The organism is Lysinibacillus sp. RC46 (assembly GCF_041262385.1).
In the GTDB taxonomy this organism is placed as follows: Bacteria; Bacillota; Bacilli; order Bacillales_A; family Planococcaceae; genus Lysinibacillus.
The window spans coordinates 156373-175789 of record NZ_JBGCCF010000007.1 but is presented as its reverse complement, the minus strand read 5'-3'; the positions used below and the strand labels follow the sequence as shown (position 1 = coordinate 175789).

Below are 19417 nucleotides of genomic sequence, written 5' to 3'. Positions count from 1 at the left end.
CCTTTCCACTCTAGTATATGTAGCTTCTTAAAAGTTGCTTGGATGTATGCGAGATACATAACTAGAGGAAATCTATTTCTTCGCATATATATATAGTTGATAAAGTATCTAACGAACAATAGAAGGAGTGATATACCTGAAAACAATAATATTTATCGGCACTAACAAATCCGGGTCAAGTCGTGAAGCAACAATAGCAGCAGAAAAATTAGGTTATTTTACAGTCCTTTTTACAAACAACGACAAGCAGTTACAGCAGAGAAAAGCCTACCCAGATATTCATAAAATGATTCTTATTGATACTTCGAATATAGAAGACATGAAAGAAGAAATTTATAATTTAACTAAAACTGGGTTAGAAATAAAATCTATTGTTAGTTTTGTCGATCCTTTTGTCCATATTGCCTCAATTTTATGTGATGAATTTTGTGTCAACTATACGTCTTCAACAGCTATTGAAATGATGGAGGATAAAGAAAAAACTAGAAACTTTTTAAAGAACCAACCTTATTCTCCTAAATTTTTTCTTCTCAAGCCAAATGAGTCCTTCTCTAATAACTTGGCATTTCCACTTATTGTGAAATCTCCAAAATCAACAGGCTCTAAAGATGTTTTGTTAGCAAACGACTCAGACCAACTGAAGAAACACCTGAGCCATCTGCGAAGCAAAAATCCTCGTGAAACCATAATGATTGAAGAATATATCGAAGGTCCGCAATATTTAGTAGAAGCACTTGTCTATAAACGGCAAGCTAATATCATCGGTATTATTGAACAAGAAATTACTCAAGGTAAACGTTTTATCATTACTGGTTATGGTGTTCTCGTTAAAGCTCCAAAAGAAATTCAAGCTGGTCTTGAGGAAGTTCTCCAATCTATTGTTACAGCGTTTAACATCGAAAATGGTGCACTGCATTTAGAGCTTCGTTTAACAAAGAATGGCTGGAAGCTTATTGAGATTAACCCACGAATCTCAGGGGGAGCAATGAATACTATGCTTCACGCCGCTTTTGGATTTAATTTAGTGGAAGAAACACTTAAATTATTTTTAGGTGAGCGCCCCGATATCAATCCAAAGCATCGAAAGTTTGTCTATACAAAATACGTCATTGTTGAAAGTAAAGGGATTTTAGAAAAAGTTATTGGAAGAAATAGAGCAACGAATTCACCAGGAGTTGTGGATGTATATGTGAAGCCGAAAAGAGGGACATTGTTGACCCCCCCTTTATCGATGGGACATCGTTATGCATATGTAATTGCGGAAGGCGCAACATTAGCGGAAGCTAAAAATAAAGCCATTAACGCCGCAAAAGAAATAAAGTTCATTCTAAAAGTATCTTAGATTTTGAAAATGCTCTCATACGATGATCTCTTTAGCAAAAAAATATCCCGAATAATTGTTTCCTTCAAAAGGTCAATTACTCGGGCTTTTTTATTTATTCTTGAAATTTTTGATCTAAAAATTTAACCGTATCAAACATATTCGTTTTACTAGCACCCTTTACTAAAATAGTGTCGTGAGGTTGTATCACTTTCTCTAAGAGTGCATGCAATTCATCCTTATTCAAGAAATGATAAACTTTAGAAGGATCCATCCCTATTGCCTTCGCTGCTGCTCCCATTTCCTCCGTTCTAAAACCATAAGTGATGAATAAATCTATGTCTTGCTCGTAAATGTATTCGCCCAATTTACGATATTCCTCTTCTCTCAAATCCCCTAATTCTCGCATTTGACCAATAATAGCAATTTTACGTTTCTTCGCTATATTTGTCAGAACATCAATAGCAGCACGTACGCCCTGCGGATGAGAGTGAACGGTATCATCAATAACCGTAATATCATCACGACAGTTATAAATCGTTAATCGTCTAGGTGGTTTTTTGAAATTTAGCCCTGCTTTAATATCTGCTGGACTAAACCCTAAATAATCTGCAACCGCAACTGCATTTAGCGCATTATAAACATGATGTTCTCCTAAAATTGGGATATACATGGCAATTTCCTGTCCATGTAGCTTTATTTTAAAGGACATACCTATGTCTTTATATTGAATATCATAAGCTTGATAGTTCGCTGTGCTATGAATACCTACTGTTAAGATTTTTCCTTTAAACTGCTGAGTCTCTAAATACTTAGAATTATCATCGTCCTTATTCAGGATTAATAAACCGTTTTGGTCCATGCCATGTATTAATTCCGATTTTGCCTTGGCCACTCCTTTAATATCTCCATCAAAGTTGCCCACATGAGCTAAACCGATATTTGTGATAATACTAATATTTGGTTGAATAATGCTACAGTGATTTGTAATGATACCTGGATAAGCCATCCCGTACTCAAGCACAACAGCCTCATGTGAAGCATTAATTTCTTCTTTATGTTTTTTCGTATGCTCTGTTGTATTCCAATAATCTTTTGACTCAAAGATGTTCCATTTTACCGATAAAATGGAGGCTAGGAATGCTTTTGATGTCGTTTTTCCAGCACTGCCGGTAATCGCAATGATGGGTAAAGCCTTTTCTTTTGCTAAAATTTTTTCTTCTGGTAGAGCTTTTACTTCTGGTGAAGCCTTTTCTTCTGCTAAAATTTTTTCTACTGGTAAAGCCTTTTCTTCTACTAAATCCCTTTCTTCGGACGAATCCCTATCTTTCCTATATTGCCTAATTTCCCTTTTAATTTGCTTCTGATTCTTAGCAAGGTACATTGCATACCTTATAGTATTGATGACCACATCTAATTCTAAATAAAAAGCAGGAGGACAACCTGGTCGCCAGTTCACTTCATACATCCAAATTTTTCTTTGTTCATCTAAGCCTACATCAATGCCAATTTCATCAATAACTTCTCCAAATTGCGCCATCTGAATTTCATCTAAATGGCGAGCCAATGACAAGGAAAAATGCTCTAACATACGTCGAATATCATAAGCATCTTCTTTAAATTCCTGCTCTAAAAAAGGATCTAAATAATTCGTAAAACCACCATTGTTAATATTCGGTATAATCGAGCCATTTGGTGCAATTCGCGGATAAACCGTCGTTATAACCCATTCACCCTCACCGTTTTTTTGAACATGTAGACGAAAATCATAAATTTGACCTGATTTTGTTTTTGATTGAATATAGGGCTGCACGATAAAGATGCCTGTAGAAAGTTGACCTCTAATTAACTCATCTAGCTGTGACTGTGTACAGAAAGTAGTTTCCCTATCCTTCTTTACCTCAAAGTTAGTTCTTCCTACTTTTGAAATAAAATAAATCCCTTTTCCCTTCCGGCCATCTATCGGTTTAAATACGACTTTTTTATAAAAAGCCATAAATTTATGCAGTAAATCAACATTTTCAACAACCTCAGATGGAATTAAATACTTATCAAATTCCTTTGCTTCTTTAAGTCGCTTCATAACATTCCATTTATTACCTATAGAATGAGTTGTAAAAGGTATTTCCTTTTTCAATTTCTCAATAATGTCCTTTGATACAGATAATTTTTCTGGACTTCCTGCATTGTATATAACATCCGGAAAGGGCATCATTTTTTCATGCCAATCACCATTTTCATATACCTTTCCTCTAATGGAACGTTTATCAAAGTCAACGCTTTTTGGTGTAAAGTAAAAAAATTGAGCTCCTTCTGCTTGTGCAACGGCCGCAAATGCATATGACTTAAGAACAGTTCTAGGATCTAGCCGATGATGCAACATTCCTATAATTGTCATCCATTAATCTCTTCCCTTCATAGGATTCTCTCTCTAATAAATTCAATGACTACAACGTGCACCTAGACAGATGCTCTAATTTTTATGTTATTTTAATAGTTAAAAATTTAATCACCATTTGGGCTCAATGATAAATTTCCCTTTTAACATGTCAGGCTTTAATAACTGAATCGCAGAAATACCACTTAAATCAATGGATTTTTCTGAGGATGTTCGCTCTAATCGGACAACCTCAGCCATCAAATTCGTATCATGCCCTTCATAATCATAGCCTCGCAAAAGCGAAACAGTTCCACGACACCGTTCTCTATCAATAGCCTCTATGCGAAAAAACTCTGTTTCAAACTGCTTTACAGTATCCATAAGCCTTAAGTGAGTACCGTTGTGTGTTAATAAAAAAAAGGGAATCGTATCGCTTCCCACTATTTTCACAAGCAGCTGACCAAAATATTTAGAATGAAAATCCTTTATCACATCCTGGAGTGCTTTTATGTCGTAGAGCGCTTCACATAGAAAATGGTTTTTTTTGTTTTCATTATTCATTTCCCCAGCCCTCCTAAGTCTTAATGAGCTATCCATAAACATTGAAACAATTCCAAACATATTTAACACCTTCTCGCTATAATATGTAGCACTTAGGAATATGACGACTTTTTTCGTAAAAGAAGCAAGGATTCTACAAAAAAAGAAAACGTCCATTTTATTTGGGACGTTTTCTTTTTATTAATATTATGTTGTCGCATTATGATGGTCTCCCTGATTTAGCAGAATAACCCCACCAATAATCATAGTAATTCCGATCGCAGAGTAAAGATTAAAAATATCTCCCCATACAACGATACCGACAATAACTGTTAATGCTGTACCTACGCCAGACCAAATGGCGTATGCAAGACTTAATGGTAACGTTTTTAAGCATAGGGACAATGAATAAAACGAAATGCCATATCCTACTGCGACAGCTATGGATGGTCCCAGAATTGTAAATGCTTCTGAAAACTTAAGCATCGTTGTTGCAATTACCTCGCTGACAATGGATAACGCTAAAAATAAATAACCCTTCATTTTTACAAATCCCCCCCTTAATGTCCGCTACCAGCAAGGTTAAGCATAACCACACCGACAATAATTAAGAGAATACCCATCATTTTTTTTAGATTGAGTAATTCCTTATACAAGACTACACCGATGATCGCCGTTAGCGCCGTTCCTATTCCTGCCCATATCGCGTAAGCAGTGCCAATTGCTAAAGATTGTAATGTTAGAGAAAAGAAATAAAAAGCCGTTCCATATCCAACCACTACACCAATTGAAGGGAATAGTCGTTTAAAGCCATTTGTAAGTTTCAGCATCGAGCTTGCAAAAACTTCTGAGATAATTGAAATGAATAAAAAACCAAAAACACTCATGTATGTTAGTCCTTCCTTGTCACGTGCATTAATTGTTCAAAGACACCGTCTGCTGCCTTAGCCGAAATCGGTGCAATATTTAATAGTTTCGAATAATACAGTCCATCAATCGTTAACCGAATCAGATGAACAACGGAATCCTCCAAACCATCTTGGAACAATTCGTCAAGTAAACAGTCATAAACTGTTGAGATAGCTGAATGGTCATTTTGCATAATTTGAATCGCAATATTTAAGGATGCCCCATTCGCAAGATCTTTTTGAGACGCTAAGATAAATGCTCTCGTCAAACCCCCTGTCCCTTGCTCAAGGCTTGCTAAATGTTCATAGGATTGTACAACCTCGTTCAAAATCGTTTCAGCGATTGCTGTTTGAAGCGCATCCTTCGTATTAAAATGATACAATAATCCACCTTTGCTAATGTTCGCCTTACTGGCAATTTTATCTAAAGTTAAAGTACTTAAATCATTGTCCTTTAAATAATCGATCGCCGTTTGGATAATAAGTGAACGTTTTAAATCTGCTTTTGATGACATAAAATTGCCCCCCTTTTAAAGTAAAAAACCGTCTGGACGGTCTTTTTCATTTTATAACTCTTAATTCACATCGTCAATTATATTGTCAAAAAATTTCGAGACCCGATTAGCATTTACTTTTCGAGTCTCAATTATTCTTCATCCTCTATACTATTTCCAGGTTGAGAGCCTAATACCTTACACTCGCTTTAACTTAGAAAAACGTACTGCTCACACGTGAAAGCCCTGATACTAAAAGGGGCTCAGTTTATCTTCTTATACTATTGATGAGAATATTGAAGTCAAGCCCGCGGAAGCATCTCTTTTCTAGCTACTTGTACTATGATTTTCATCTTACAACAATCCTGCCTTTGTTAAATAGTCGCGTGCCACTTTTTCTATGTTTTGGCCTTCTACATTTACTCGATAATTCATTTCGCGCATCTCATCATCTGTTATTTGATTTGCCAGCTTCTTTAAAGCTGTTTCAATCTCAGGATATTTCTCTAGCGTCTCTTTCCTTAGTAAAGGAGCTCCTTGATAAGGTGGAAATAGTTGCTGATCATCTGCTAAAACTTGCAGATGATATTGACGTATTTCACTATCCGTCGAGTACGCATCTAATAAATCTATATTTCCTGATTCGATCGCTTGATATCTAAGCTTTGGCTCCATTGTTGCTATGTTAGAAAGTGTAATACCATAACGCTTTTGAATGCCCAAATAACCATCTTCTCGATCATTAAATTCCAATGTGAAACCGGCTTTTATCATTTCTTGAATGGGCTTAATGTCAGAAATTGTTTGCAAATGATAAGTATCAGCCATTTGTTTTGATACTGCCAATGCATACGTATTGTTATATTTCATCGGACTAAGCATCACCATGTCAAATTTATTCATCATGCCTTCTTCTGCCTGATGATACACATCTTCCTGATTATTGTTGATGGCTTCCTCTTTTAAAAACTCTGAAATTGCCGTTCCAGTAAATTCTGGATAGATATCGATACTGCCAGATTTAAGGGCATTAAATACAAAGGAAGTTTTACCAAGTCCAGGTTTTAATTGCACCTTTAAGTCTGTTTCATTTTCAATAAGCAATTTATACATATTAATAAGAAGCTCTGGCTCAGATCCAAGCTTACCTGCAATGACAATTTCTTCTTTCTCTTTGAAGTTTAGTAGCGGAAAGAAAAACATTATTAATGCCACTACACTAATAATGCTCAATGATGTCATTGTTTTTTTAAACGACAGTGATTCTAGTTTTTTTAGTAAGAAATCGAACACTAATGCTAAAATCGCCGCAGGGACAGCCCCTAAAATAATAAGTGCGGTATTATTTCGGTCAATTCCAAGCAAAATGATATCCCCTAATCCCCCAGCTCCAATTAATGCCGCTAAAGTTGCCGTTCCGACGATTAATACCATAGCTGTTCGAATCCCTGCCATGATAACAGGCATAGCAAGAGGTAATTCTACTTTCACTAATCTCTTTCGAGTATTCATCCCCATCGCCATCGCCGCCTCCTTTAAAGAAGGATCTACTTCATTTATCCCAGTAAATGTATTACGTAAAATCGGAAGAAGTGCATAAACAACTAAAGCTATAATTGCAGGAACCTTTCCGATACCAAACAACGGGATCAATAATCCTAATAACGCTAATGAAGGAATCGTTTGCAAAACTGCACTAATACCGATAATACTTTCTGCTATTTTCTTTTTATTCGTTAAATAGATTCCTAGAGGGATAGCAATCACTACCGCAAGAAACAATGCAATGAATGAAATTTGAATATGCTCTAATAAAGATGCCCATAGTTGGCCTTTACGTTCGCTAAACACATCAAAAAAATTAGCCATTTAAATTACCTCTTTCTAAGGAATCCTGTGCTAAATACCGAAGCATGGTTGCTCTCGTGATAATGCCAATGATTTCACCGTTTTCTTCCACACCTAAACATTCATATTGAGCTAGTTTTTGAAGAATGGTATGCAAAGAATCATCGGAAGAAATGGTGTTCTCTCGATTTCTTGGATGAACCTCATCAGCAATTGGTTCAATTACAGTCTGGATACGGAAAGTCCCATACTCTTTTATCCCAACAAATTCTCGAACAAAATCATTAACAGGATTTTGTATGATTTCATGTGGGGTACCAATCTGTACAATCTCTCCATCCTTCATGACACATATGCGATCACCAAGTTTTAAGGCCTCTTGCATATCATGCGAAACAAAGACGATTGTTTTTTGTATCGTTTGCTGAAGCTCAAGAAGATCATCTTGTAATTTCGTGCGGCTAATCGGATCTAAAGCACTAAAAGGCTCATCCATTAAAATGATTTCGGGATCAGCTGCTAATGCACGAATAACACCGACCCTTTGTTGCTCACCACCAGAAAGCTCTGTTGGCTTACGCTGACTATATTTATCTGGTTCGAGTCCAACCATATCCAATAATTCACGAACTCGTTGCTGAATTTGCGGTTTACTCCATTTCTTCAATTCAGGTACAACAGCTATATTTTCTTCAATCGTCATATGGGGGAAAAGTGCAATTTGTTGAAGGACATAGCCGATATTCCATCGCAATTCATGAATATTGTAATCACTAATTCTTTTACCATTAATTCGGATGGTTCCTTCTGTTAAGTGAATTAATCGATTAATCATCTTTAATAATGTTGTTTTTCCACAACCACTAGGTCCAATAAGAACAAAAAATTCTCCCTTATGGATCTCTAAATTAATAGCTTTTACTGCGACTTGATCATTTACATTTTTTTTTGTAACATTTTCAAATGCTATCATTGTATAAGCTCCTTTTTTAAAGAGACATTATTTTACTTATTATTATTCACCAACTAAAGGGCTCATCACCATAATGTGTGGTTGATTTCCGTTCCGGCCGGGCGCTTTCCTGGGGTGTCTATCCCGTCAGTATGCCTCTCTTCCCGCCAATTAACTACCTAGCCCCTCTTTCAAAAAAATCCATAATGATTGTTTTAAAATCATTATGGATTTTCATTTAAGATTTTATTTCATTCTAAAAACCTCACCTTTAGGTACAAAAGGAAGTTTTGCACCTTGAGGGATAACAAATGCATGCTCTCTTTTAATAGATAACCGATCACATTCCCCATCCGTAATGATAAGAATCGGGCCATTTTTCGGGAAATCAGGTGCTTCTTCAATCAACCGTATTCCAGGCTGTAACACGGTTCCACCTCTACCTCTGACTTTCACTTTTGTCAAAAGGTCTTCAGGAGGCAAGTATCCAGCATCATAGGCGATCGCATCGCAAAATATGACTCGTACTAACGGAACATCTCTTGCAATGCTATAGCTCGCAATTGTTCCTAGTGCTTTTCCTAATAATACACGATCCATCGAACCAGAAGTATCAATGATTACAGCAAAAGTACGCCCGTCCTCTTCCCCACTTTGTTGAATCCATCTTGGCCTTGCAATATCAGGTGTTGAAGCTTGTCTTCTACTTGGACGCGCGTAGGTCCTAATTTTTTCTAAAGGCTGAAACATACGATCAAACCATTTCGCCAACTCTACATCCCATGCAATAGGCGGCTGGGAGAGACTTCGAATTTCTTCAATTAAACCTTGAGGTAGATATCCTCGTTCTTGAGAGATATGATAGCTTAATCCTTGACTTAAGGCTCTTCTATAAAAGGTATCAAGGTCAATTCCCACTTTCCCTTGCCAAAAGTCTGTTTTTTTTGTTTCAATGAGATCCACTGCCCCTTGCCCTCTAAAGGTGCGTAATTTTCTATACATCCTGATGTCCGTCACAATTCGATCGTAGATAGATTCTGTGGATAACCCTTTTAGCTCTGGATCATATAATCCTCCAATTTCTGGCATGTCTCCAATTTTCATTTCGATAAGCCAGCCATTGATGACATAATCACAAGCAACATTCCACAAATAGGGATCACGCCCTTGTCTTCGAGTAGCATGGCTTAAACCCGCATGAAGAAGTTCGTGGGCTATTAAAAATCTCATTTCTTCATCCGTCATAGGTACCGAGGAATTAATATAAATTTCCTTTGTATCAACCGAAATGGCAGCAACAGAAATATCCATTCTTGTACAGACAAGTGGATCGTCAATAATGTTAAAATCAGAAGCAAGCGCACCAAAAAGTGGATATGAGCTCATAAACCAAGCTTTAGCCTTCTCTGCTTGTGTTTTAATGGCAGAGCCAGAAAGAGAGCTGTCTACCCCTCCTGCTACTCGAATGGCACTTTGAACTGCTCTGGATAATCCTTCCGCAAATAATACAGAGAAATTGCTATTCCCTCTATAAAAGTAGTATTCTTTTTTTTCCTGAGAAATAAAAAAATCAGCTTCTCCTGGTGATGTACTATAGTTCCTTAAATGTTCTGGAACCCCATCTCTTATAAATCTTTCATACAATTTCTCTTCATTGGCGAAAGAATCAAAAATAGGTTCATTCATTTCTCGTGGTGCCTGCCCAAATTTTAATTCTGCAAGAAATTTTGTAATGTAACAATCACAGGCAATATTCCAAAGTTCCTGATGTTCTTTTGGTTGCTTATGGTTTAAACCTAAATGCAATAAGCAATGAGCTATAACATAAGCCCATTCATTTGGCTGGCCATTTTTCTCATTATTAATATATATATTGCCAGAGCTTGTTACATACGCCCAATCTTTTAATGGCATTTCTTTGTACTGAACATAAACAGCTTCAAATAATGCTTCAAATAAAGGATGCTCGCTTACGATCGCTTTTCCTCGAGCAATATTCTTTTCATTTTTATGTTCAATATTCGATTTACTCTTTTTTTTCGCCATTTGCTAATCACCCTTTTTAGCTACTAAACGTGGTAAATCTCTTATAACCTCAAGCATAAACCATGCAGGTAATACCTCACCTTTTTGCTCAGAGACAACCATTTGAGCTATTTCTAGACTTATTGAGGATAATTCTTTAATGAGATCCTTAGAACGGAATGCCAGTTCTCTTTGATTGCCCTTCAGCATTGTATTTTCTTTTGGAAGTTCCTTTATAAGCTGTGCCCGGAAAGATTGGGCCATAAAATATAACAGATCTCTTTCTTCAGGTTGGTCTGGCCAACGCAACTCACCATTCATTATTTTGGCTAAATCGTATTTACTTTGAACTTGTTTAATAAATGCTTTAAACTGACCTGCAACATGTGGAGAAAGGCAACTACTTGCTAGTATTTCAATATCTTTTTCTTGTAGGCTCTTACCATATGCATATAAGCAATCGCTGAGCATATGCCATGATCTCGGTGTTGAAAAGGGCTCCTCGGTTTTAGGAGGCTCACTCCATAAATGGTCGGGGCGCATCTGAATATATTCGATGACATACGGATGAATTTCATGTTCATACGCCCATTCAAGCCAATCTTTATGAGATGCTCTTAGCTGTACGTGAACCATACGGTTGATTAAAGCTGATGACATTGGCTTTACGATGGCACTATCTTGTGCCCGGTTTCCTGCACCAATCACAATTGTTCCCTCTGGTAGTATAAATTCTCCGATTCTTCGATCATGAATCAAACTATAAAAGGCTTTTTGAACCTCTTGTGAACAAGCATTTAATTCATCTAAAAATAAACAAAATGGTTCATTGCGTGCAATCATTTTTGGTGGACAAAATACGCTGTAACCGTCCTTTATTTGAGGCACACCAATAATATCTTCTGGCGCCAGTTGACTGCCTAATAAAGAAACACAATTCATGCCTAATTCTGCTGCAAAATTTTCTACAATCGCTGACTTTCCAATACCTGGAGCTCCCCAAATAAAAACTGGTCTAACCGGCGCGATATTTAATAAAAAATCGTATAATTGTTTTTGAGTAACGTTAAAAATAGTATTCAATAAAGACTTCCTTTCGAGATTAATAGCTTATGAAAGGTTAATAATATCATTTTTTATTTTTTCATGGAACTATTGTAAACTTCTTCTCATTTCAAAAATAGCTGGTAATCGAGGAACAAAACGAAAGCTTTTTTCGTTCTATGAATGATGTACTCTATGCTTACAAAAAATTTGCTGAATGAAGAAAAAAAAATATACATGTCTTTATTTCTATTTATGACTCTGTATAATGAGAAATATATGAAACTCGTTATTGAAAAGAAAGGAGGGAGATGTGGTAATCTACCAACATCAATGAACAATGAAATACTTCATGAATTTTTTCAAAGGTCTTCTGATTACTGTTATTGTTATCTGTATTTCGTTTTTTATGGTGACACAATTTTTCAATACTCATGAAACTGACGAGCCTGTAGTTGTCGATAATAGTCCTAGTGTAGAAGAGTTTATTGGCTCTATTGCTGAAATTGCTCGGAAACAAGGTTCCGATAATGACTTGTATGCATCGGTTATCATTGCGCAAGCGGTGTTAGAAAGTGAGCATGGACAAAGTGGCCTTGGATCCGCTCCAAATAACAATTTATTTGGTATGAAAGGCAGTTACCAAAATAACTCCGTAACATTGGAAACATCTGAGGATGATGGTTCAGGTAATATGACGAGGGTGATGGCTGCATTTCGTAAATACCCTTCCTATGAAGCTTCCATACAAGATTATGTGAAATTAATGCGTAATGGGGTTTCCTGGAACAAAAATTTCTATGCAGGAGTTTTTAAAAGCAATGCAAAGTCCTATACAGATGCTACGAAGTTTTTAACAGGCTCCTATGCAACAGATTCACAATACAATGAAAAGCTTAATGCCGTGATAGCAAAGTATGATTTACAACAGTATGACAGTCCAGTCAAAGATAAAAAAACAATTACCGTAGCTGACGGTGACTCTCTTATGCATATTGCAGAGGCTCATAATGTTAAAGTTACATCCATTAAACAATGGAATCAGCTTCGATCTGATAGACTTGAAGCCGGTCAACAATTAAATATTTATAAATATTAATGCAAAAAATCTCCATGTATAAATTTGACATGGAGATTTTTTTATTTCCCGATTCATCTCAAAAATTAAAAAAGAGAAGCCAAGTCAAGCTTCTCTAAACTTTTCATGCTTAACACCATAACGTGTGGTTGATTTCTGTTCCGACAGGGCGCTTTCCTGGGGGCGTCCAGTCTCCACTCCAATCAACTTATATCAATTTAACCTTGGGGTAATGCTAGTTGTTCCTTTGCTTTCGCTACAGAACAAGCTACCAATAGCGGTAATAGATGTTGCCAAATCTTTTCGATATTGCTGATGCTGTTCGTCCAGACTGTTTATATTAACTTCGTTCCCGCCAAGTGATGAATGTACATAAAGATTATCGCCTATATATAAAGCCATATGTCCTGGGAAGTATAATAAGTCTCCCTTTTTTATGTGCTCTAGAGATATTTCCTTGATAGGAAATCCTTCAACGATTTTGGCATCGCGATAAATATTTACCCCGTTTAGCATATATGCCATCGAACATAGACCTGAGCAATCAATACCTAGCGGCGATTTACCTCCCCAGCGATAGGGTGTTGCTAAATAGCTAAGCGCCGTTTGAACAACATTTTCTCGTAATAGTTGCTCAGATAAGCTGTTTTCTGGAATTTTTTCTTGTAGCCATTGCCTACGTACATAACCGATCTTGCCCGATACTAATTGCACTGCTGCCCATTCAGGATCTAGCTCATCAATAGTTATCGAACAGATGATTGAGCCTTTAACGATTGTCATCATTTTGCTACTCTGAATTCGAGGCTCCTGCAAAACATCGGCGAAACTTTGGCTAATAAAATGATTTGCTTCTTGTAACCAAGTATCCGTTTTGGCTTCATCAATTAATAGGTTATCCTTTTGGCAATAACCTCCATAGCGATAAGCAGTTTCTATACGTACCCAGCTCTCGTCTATTTCTTCCGTGATTTGAACCGTCATTCCGAATAGTACCTCATCCACTAATTCTGAGGCCGCATCTGGCTTTGCATGTAAATTTGCAATCATTGACGTCACAATGGCATTCATTCTATCATCTCCTTCCGCTTCACCAAGTAATCGTAAACAACTTTGGAAAGACGACCAATTAGCTGTCTCGCTTGATCATTATTAGTAACCTCTGTTATGAAAACGCCAATAAGATAATCCCCCGAGTTGCTGTAGACAATCCCAACATCATGATCTACCGTATCAAGACCACCTGTTTTATGAGCAAGTTTCACATCATCTACTAAATAACGCTTTAGTGATTCGTGTACACGTTGACGACATAAAATATCTATCGTTAGCTCACTAAATGCTGATGATAACAAGTCCCCGCGGTAAATTCTTGAAAATAGCAGTGCCATATCTCTTGCCGTCGTTGTATTATCAAAGCCTTTTGCTAGCCCTTCGAAATCCATCATCTTGCGTTGAATGGTAGTTTGCAGCAGCCCAATTTTACGACAATATTGATTGAGTGCCTCCATCCCTAGATAATCGATTAATACATTTGTTGCTGTATTATCACTCGTAATAATCATCCAAACTAAAAGCTCATATATAGTACTTTGCTCTAGACGCTGTTCACTAATAACACTAAAATCAACCCATTCTTCGGGTGCTATCTTAATCTCTTGCTCTAATGATAGGTTGTTGCTTTCTACATAATTTAGAACAGCAAGCAATATAGGCACCTTAATTAAACTTGCACTGGAAAATGTGTCTTCTAGTTTTTCGCTAATGAAAAAATGCTCAGTCTTACAATCTTTCACAAACATATGCACTTTATAGGGAGCTTTTTGAAGAATGTGTGTAATCGTTTGCTTCATATTTCACACCTACTCTATGACTTTTATCAACTGATTCTCCGTGTCCATTGTGATCGTTCGGCCTAATGGCAGGGACATCGTTGGTAAACAGTGGCCACAAGTAATGTCCTTAATGATAGGTATATTAAGTGGACCTAAAATTTCTTGAAAAATTGTTTGTAGTGATAGGCTGTGTTCGGGATGTTTTGGATTTTCAGGACCACAATTTGTCCAAGCTCCTAATAAGATACCTGCCACTTCATCTAGTTTGCCTGCCAATTTTAGCTGTGTAAGCATCCGATCCACACGTTGCTCACTCTCATCTACATCCTCTAAAAATAAAATTTTGCCCCTTGTATCTATTTCATAAGGTGTCCCAAGAGAAGCCGTCACCAGTGTTAAGTTCCCTCCAATAAGTGGCCCTGTCGCTTTTCCAGCTACAAGCGTCGTCATTGTACGTCCTGGTGGATTTACTAGACAATAGTCCGTACGTTCTGTTGCTGTCACACTTTCGATAAAGGATTTCCAAGTATACTGATCCATCTCCGGCCGAATAAATTCTGTAGAGGGCATTGGTGTATGATACGTGACGAAGCCACATTGTTGGTTAAAAGCGATATGTAATGCCGTTACATCGCTATAGCCAGCAAATACTTTTGGGTTGGCCTTTATCATATCGAAATCCAGAAGCGGTAAAATTTTCGTCGCCCCGTAACCTCCACGTATGCAGAAGATGCCGTCAATATTAGAGTCCCTAAACATTTGATTAACTTCAGAAGCTCTTAATTCATCAGAGCCCGCTAAGTAGCCATGCCTTGCCCGACATGTTTCCCCAGCTACAACATTAAAACCTAGCTTTTCAATACTTTGAACGGCTGGGAGAAATTTTTCAGTTGGGGTTGCACCCGAAGCACTTATTAGACCAATTGTGTCACCTTTTTTTAATGCCTTTGGACGAATCATTTACTTACCTCCATTTTTAGTGAAGTTCGATATTTCTCCAATTCCTCTTCATTAGCCAATACAAAATGACCTTCTTCTATTTCGGTAAATGATGGTGGCTGAATATCATAGTTATGCTGTGACGGATCATAGATTTCTACGACTTTATCACGCTCCTTATAAGGATTTGGCTCCGGTACTGCCGATAATAACGCCCTTGTATAAGGATGAAGGGGATTAGCAAACAGCTTTTCTGTCTCTGCTAGCTCAACAATGTTCCCTTTATAAATAACAGCTGTTCGGTCCGTAATAAATCGGACTACAGATAAGTCATGCGCTATGAATAAATAGGTTAAATCATTTTGCTGCTGTAGGTTTGCTAGTAAATTTAATACTTGTGCACGAATAGATACGTCTAATGCTGAAATTGGTTCATCCGCAATAATAAACTCTGGCTCCATTACGAGTGCACGCGCAATGCCGATACGCTGACGCTGTCCTCCTGAAAATTCATGTGGGAAGCGACTAGAAAACTCCGGTAATAATCCTACATTTAATAAGGCATTACGTACCTTCTGTTGACGATCGGCCTCATTTTTAAAGTTTTTTGTATTAATAAGTCCCTCTGAAATAATATAGTCTACCTTTGCGCGTTCATTTAGCGAAGCCATAGGATCTTGAAAAATCATTTGGATTTTCTGTGTAATTTCTCGATCCCACTCTTTCGATATTTTGCCATTTAGTTTTTTACCGTGATACAGTATTTGTCCTTCAGTGACTTCATTGATACGCATAATAGCTCTGCCGATTGTTGTTTTTCCAGAGCCTGATTCACCTACTAAACCAAATGTTTCACCTTTAAAAATATCGAAGCTGACATCATCAATCGCTATAAATTTATGTTTGCCTTTCCCAAAAACAACCTTTAAATTTTTCACCTCAACTACTACTTCTTTATGACTCATGCGCGTATCGTCTCCCTTCTTCGAAAAAGGCTTGTAGCGCTTTAGGAGGCTCTACTTTCGGCGCAAGTGGATCTAATAGCCATGTACGAGCATAATGCGTGTCACTGACCTGAAAAAATGGTGGACGTTCCACAAAATCAATCTTTAACGCATATTGATTGCGAGGAGCAAAGGCATCTCCTTTAATTTCTTGAAAAAGATTTGGTGGAGTACCTTTGATAGAATAAAGCTGCTGCCCTTTTGAGCCTAGTTGCGGTAAAGAAGAAATGAGTGCCCATGTATAAGGATGCTTGCCATTAAAGAAAATTTCATGCGTCTTCCCTATTTCGATGACATCACCTGCATACATCACTGCAATACGGTCAGCAACCTTCGCGACAACGCCTAAATCATGCGTTATATAAACGGTCGTTAGTCCATATTTTTGTTGTAGATTTTTTAAAAGCTGCAAAATTTGTGCTTGAATTGTTACGTCTAATGCAGTTGTCGGCTCATCACATATTAAGATCTTAGGCTTACACGCTAGCGCAATAGCTATTACAATTCGTTGACGCATGCCACCTGAAAATTCATGAGGATATTGCTTATAACGCTTTTCAACATCGTGAATGCCAACATCTTTTAACAATTTTAAAGTTTCTTCGTATGCTGCCTTGCCCTTTAAATTCTGATGTAAAATAACACATTCCTCAATTTGCTTACCAATCGTTTTCAGTGGATTTAATGATGTCATTGGATCCTGTGTAACCATTGCCACTTCTTTTCCACGAATGCTTAGCCACTCCCGCTCGGTTTTAAACTGCGCTAAATCCCGATCTTTGTAGATAATTTCCCCCTGATCGATGTAGCCATTTTTATCGAGCAAGCCCATGATTGATTTCATTAGAACAGATTTTCCTGAACCTGACTCGCCAACGATTGCTAGACTTTCACCTTTGTATAAATCAAGGGAAATATTACGAATGGCCGTTAGTACTCTGCCACGAAGTGTAAATTTTATGACAAGGTTTTGGATGGTTAAAATAGGTGATTTATTTTGTGTCATTTCCATCATCCCCCTTATACGTGATTTTTCGGATCTGCTGCGTCTGCAAATGAATTTCCTATAATATAAAATGCAATCGTAATGATACTTAATACAATACTTGGGAAAATGAGCTGATATCTTAATTCTGGAGACATCATGAGTACTCGACCTTCATTAATTAAATTTCCTAAAGACGGCTCACTAATCGGTAGTCCTAATCCGATATATGTTAAAAATACTTCTGAGCCAATAGCAAATGGGATGGCTAGACTCATTCGTAACATAATGACGGAAATGAGATAGGGTAATAGGTTTTTTAAAATAATTCGATAATCAGGTGTTCCTAAACATTTTGAGGCTAAGTTATACTCACGATCACGCAAAATAACAATTTGATTGCGTATAAATCTTGCCATTTCTACCCAGCCCGTAATACACATGGCAATAATAATGGTTGAAATACTTGGGCGCAAAATATAGGACATTAAAATAAGTACAATCGTTGTCGGTATGTTATCCACGACGTTGTAAAGCTGTGTGATAGGCACCTCTAATTTCCGTGAAAAGCCCCAAAGCGTACCTATCGTAATACCGACGATAGCCTCTACTAAAGCAACCACACAGCCGATAAATAACGAGGTCCTTGTCCCTGCCCAAATACGTGACCATAAATCCTGCCCAATGGAATTTGTCCCAAACCAAAATTCAGCGTTTGGTGCAACATTACGCGCTTGGAAACCTGTCTGCTCATCTAAATATATTTCAGTTGGTGATTTTTGCGCTGGTAAATACGGCTGTAAAATGGTAAAAGCTACGATAATTAGCACGCCAACTAATAAAAAGACAGCGATGCGATTTTTCAAAAAGGATTTCCACGTTGAACGCCAATAGGAATAATTAGAATAGGCTGTTTCTTCAGCTTGACGTTCATCTACTTCCGCAAAATCGAACAATGTTTCACGTGATTTGTTTGAAATATTGTTTATTTCTTCTGAATACATTCCCATTAACGTACACTCTCCCCTTTCCCTAATTTAATGCGCGGATCAACAAGGGCCATTGCAATATCACCTAAAATTAGTCCGATAATTCCAAGTGAAGAGAACACAAGCACTAAGCCTTGTACAATCGTATTATCTTGTCGCTGTATAGCATCTACGAGTAAGCCCCCCATACCAGGAATGGAATATAAGGATTCAATGTAGATGGAACCTGTAATGGTAAAAAGAATAGTTGCTGGTAAATACTGTGCCATCGGAATAAAAGCGTTTCGTAGTACATGTTTAAACATTAATGTACGCTCTTTAACCCCTTTTGCTCTCGCTAGCTTAATATAATCTTTGTTTAGTTCATCCACCATGTAACGACGCATCCACATGGCATAGGAAGCAGTCGGTGCTAACGCCATTGAAATCAGTGGTAAAATCCAAGTAATAGGATTGTACTCATCAAAAAGCATTGGTAAATGAAAAATTTCTGTAATATACATTTGAATGACTAAATAATAGACGGCGGCTGGCACTGCAACGACAATGACAATATAGCCAGTCCCTAAACGGTCTAGCCAACGTCCCTTCATCTGGGCCATCAATATGCCGAGCGGAACTCCAATTAGAAGAGATAGCACAACTGCACCTAAACCAAATAGCAAGGAATACATGATCTTATCTGCAATAATCGTAACGACTGGTACATCTGTCCGATATGTAACGGATTTACCTAAATCACCATGAAACAGCTTAGCGTAAAAATTCCCCAATTGTACAAGTAACGGGTCACGCAAACCTAAATTCGTTAAATATATTTCTTGTTGTGCAGGTGACATTTTATTCGCTGCTGCTCCTAAATAACCTTCTTCTGGCATTAAACGTAGTAATGAAAAAACAATCGTAATAATAATAAATAGTGTTAAAACTGATTGTAATAAACGTTTCCCTATATACCTCAGCATCATTTCATCCTCCTTCTTCAGAAAGACAGAAGGAGATGCCGACTTGTTTTTTCGGTATCTCCTTCATCAATACTCACCGCTTTTGACTGTTTCTTGAATGTAGCAATGAT

Annotated in this window: 18 protein-coding genes; 2 read left to right on the top strand and 16 right to left on the bottom strand. The window is 37.3% G+C overall.

Translation table 11 applies throughout. The features are described from left to right. The first annotated feature begins 136 nt into the window (after positions 1 to 136). Positions 137 to 1342, top strand: a complete 1206-nt coding sequence (locus ABH966_RS08935) for an ATP-grasp domain-containing protein (protein ID WP_370077686.1) — start codon at positions 137 to 139, stop codon at positions 1340 to 1342. Between the two features lie 94 nt (positions 1343 to 1436). Here the strand turns inward: ABH966_RS08935 and ABH966_RS08930 are convergent, their stop codons facing one another. The 9 genes from ABH966_RS08930 to ABH966_RS08890 all read right to left on the bottom strand — a co-directional run bounded on the left by ABH966_RS08930 (position 1437) and on the right by ABH966_RS08890 (position 11551). Next, entirely contained in the window at positions 1437 to 3719 is a 2283-nt protein-coding gene (locus tag ABH966_RS08930; RefSeq protein WP_370077619.1) for a YheC/YheD family protein, read from the bottom strand. 111 nt (positions 3720 to 3830) lie between these two features. Beyond that, a complete protein-coding gene (locus ABH966_RS08925) occupies positions 3831 to 4262 on the bottom strand; it encodes a hypothetical protein (protein ID WP_370077617.1) in 432 nt (143 codons plus the stop codon). Positions 4263 to 4448: 186 nt separating this feature from the next. After that, positions 4449 to 4784, bottom strand: a complete 336-nt coding sequence (locus ABH966_RS08920; protein WP_370077615.1) for a DMT family transporter — start codon at positions 4782 to 4784, stop codon at positions 4449 to 4451. 17 nt (positions 4785 to 4801) lie between these two features. Beyond that, complete coding sequence (locus ABH966_RS08915; RefSeq protein WP_370077613.1) at positions 4802 to 5128, bottom strand: DMT family transporter; 327 nt, start codon at positions 5126 to 5128, stop codon at positions 4802 to 4804. Positions 5129 to 5133: 5 nt separating this feature from the next. Further along, the gene (locus tag ABH966_RS08910) at positions 5134 to 5664 is read right to left on the bottom strand and encodes a TetR/AcrR family transcriptional regulator (RefSeq protein ID WP_370077611.1); all 531 of its coding nucleotides are present in this window, start codon (positions 5662 to 5664) and stop codon (positions 5134 to 5136) included. Positions 5665 to 5997: 333 nt separating this feature from the next. Beyond that, entirely contained in the window at positions 5998 to 7512 is a 1515-nt protein-coding gene (locus tag ABH966_RS08905; protein WP_370077609.1) for an ABC transporter permease/substrate-binding protein, read from the bottom strand. Beyond that, on the bottom strand, positions 7505 to 8464 hold the full coding sequence (locus ABH966_RS08900; protein ID WP_370077607.1) for an ABC transporter ATP-binding protein: 960 nt from the start codon (positions 8462 to 8464) through the stop codon (positions 7505 to 7507). Before ABH966_RS08900 ends, ABH966_RS08905 begins: the two co-directional genes overlap by 8 nt. Before the next feature lie 225 nt (positions 8465 to 8689). Then, a complete protein-coding gene (locus ABH966_RS08895; RefSeq protein WP_370077605.1) occupies positions 8690 to 10489 on the bottom strand; it encodes a DUF2201 family putative metallopeptidase in 1800 nt (599 codons plus the stop codon). A gap of 3 nt (positions 10490 to 10492) precedes the next feature. After that, on the bottom strand, positions 10493 to 11551 hold the full coding sequence (locus tag ABH966_RS08890) for an AAA family ATPase (RefSeq protein WP_370077603.1): 1059 nt from the start codon (positions 11549 to 11551) through the stop codon (positions 10493 to 10495). A gap of 313 nt (positions 11552 to 11864) precedes the next feature. Between ABH966_RS08890 and ABH966_RS08885 the strand changes: the two genes are divergently transcribed. After that, on the top strand, positions 11865 to 12611 hold the full coding sequence (locus ABH966_RS08885) for a glucosaminidase domain-containing protein (RefSeq protein ID WP_370077601.1): 747 nt from the start codon (positions 11865 to 11867) through the stop codon (positions 12609 to 12611). Between the two features lie 192 nt (positions 12612 to 12803). On the opposite strand, the gene ABH966_RS08880 is transcribed toward ABH966_RS08885, so the two are convergent. The 7 genes from ABH966_RS08880 to ABH966_RS08850 are packed head-to-tail and all read right to left on the bottom strand — an operon-like array spanning position 12804 to position 19310. Continuing rightward, positions 12804 to 13661 (bottom strand): NlpC/P60 family protein, encoded by an 858-nt coding sequence (locus ABH966_RS08880; protein ID WP_370077599.1) that lies wholly within the window; start codon positions 13659 to 13661, stop codon positions 12804 to 12806. Beyond that, positions 13658 to 14443, bottom strand: coding sequence for a serine hydrolase (locus ABH966_RS08875; RefSeq protein WP_370077597.1), 786 nt, complete (start codon positions 14441 to 14443; stop codon positions 13658 to 13660). Before ABH966_RS08875 ends, ABH966_RS08880 begins: the two co-directional genes overlap by 4 nt. 9 nt (positions 14444 to 14452) lie before the next feature. Further along, complete coding sequence (locus ABH966_RS08870; protein ID WP_370077595.1) at positions 14453 to 15385, bottom strand: S66 peptidase family protein; 933 nt, start codon at positions 15383 to 15385, stop codon at positions 14453 to 14455. Next, complete coding sequence (locus ABH966_RS08865) at positions 15382 to 16329, bottom strand: ATP-binding cassette domain-containing protein (RefSeq protein WP_370077593.1); 948 nt, start codon at positions 16327 to 16329, stop codon at positions 15382 to 15384. The genes ABH966_RS08870 and ABH966_RS08865 overlap by 4 nt, the downstream gene beginning before the upstream one ends. Continuing rightward, the gene (locus ABH966_RS08860; RefSeq protein WP_370077591.1) at positions 16319 to 17374 is read right to left on the bottom strand and encodes an ABC transporter ATP-binding protein; all 1056 of its coding nucleotides are present in this window, start codon (positions 17372 to 17374) and stop codon (positions 16319 to 16321) included. The genes ABH966_RS08865 and ABH966_RS08860 overlap by 11 nt, the downstream gene beginning before the upstream one ends. A 14-nt stretch (positions 17375 to 17388) precedes the next feature. After that, entirely contained in the window at positions 17389 to 18363 is a 975-nt protein-coding gene (locus ABH966_RS08855) for an ABC transporter permease (protein WP_370077589.1), read from the bottom strand. Beyond that, positions 18363 to 19310, bottom strand: a complete 948-nt coding sequence (locus ABH966_RS08850) for an ABC transporter permease (protein WP_370077587.1) — start codon at positions 19308 to 19310, stop codon at positions 18363 to 18365. Before ABH966_RS08850 ends, ABH966_RS08855 begins: the two co-directional genes overlap by 1 nt. Positions 19311 to 19417 lie beyond the last annotated feature (107 nt).

Coding starts and splice junctions, on each gene's coding strand:
- ABH966_RS08895 (WP_370077605.1), bottom strand. CDS start 10,489: ATGGCGAAAAAAAAGAGTAAATCGAATATTGAACATAAAAATGAAAAG.
- ABH966_RS08905 (WP_370077609.1), bottom strand. CDS start 7,512: ATGGCTAATTTTTTTGATGTGTTTAGCGAACGTAAAGGCCAACTATGG.
- ABH966_RS08930 (WP_370077619.1), bottom strand. CDS start 3,719: ATGACAATTATAGGAATGTTGCATCATCGGCTAGATCCTAGAACTGTT.
- ABH966_RS08875 (WP_370077597.1), bottom strand. CDS start 14,443: ATGAAGCAAACGATTACACACATTCTTCAAAAAGCTCCCTATAAAGTG.
- ABH966_RS08915 (WP_370077613.1), bottom strand. CDS start 5,128: ATGAGTGTTTTTGGTTTTTTATTCATTTCAATTATCTCAGAAGTTTTT.
- ABH966_RS08885 (WP_370077601.1), top strand. CDS start 11,865: ATGAATTTTTTCAAAGGTCTTCTGATTACTGTTATTGTTATCTGTATT.
- ABH966_RS08920 (WP_370077615.1), bottom strand. CDS start 4,784: ATGAAGGGTTATTTATTTTTAGCGTTATCCATTGTCAGCGAGGTAATT.
- ABH966_RS08910 (WP_370077611.1), bottom strand. CDS start 5,664: ATGTCATCAAAAGCAGATTTAAAACGTTCACTTATTATCCAAACGGCG.
- ABH966_RS08870 (WP_370077595.1), bottom strand. CDS start 15,385: ATGATTCGTCCAAAGGCATTAAAAAAAGGTGACACAATTGGTCTAATA.
- ABH966_RS08860 (WP_370077591.1), bottom strand. CDS start 17,374: ATGACACAAAATAAATCACCTATTTTAACCATCCAAAACCTTGTCATA.
- ABH966_RS08900 (WP_370077607.1), bottom strand. CDS start 8,464: ATGATAGCATTTGAAAATGTTACAAAAAAAAATGTAAATGATCAAGTC.
- ABH966_RS08880 (WP_370077599.1), bottom strand. CDS start 13,661: ATGAATGCCATTGTGACGTCAATGATTGCAAATTTACATGCAAAGCCA.
- ABH966_RS08865 (WP_370077593.1), bottom strand. CDS start 16,329: ATGAGTCATAAAGAAGTAGTAGTTGAGGTGAAAAATTTAAAGGTTGTT.
- ABH966_RS08855 (WP_370077589.1), bottom strand. CDS start 18,363: ATGGGAATGTATTCAGAAGAAATAAACAATATTTCAAACAAATCACGT.
- ABH966_RS08850 (WP_370077587.1), bottom strand. CDS start 19,310: ATGATGCTGAGGTATATAGGGAAACGTTTATTACAATCAGTTTTAACA.
- ABH966_RS08925 (WP_370077617.1), bottom strand. CDS start 4,262: ATGAATAATGAAAACAAAAAAAACCATTTTCTATGTGAAGCGCTCTAC.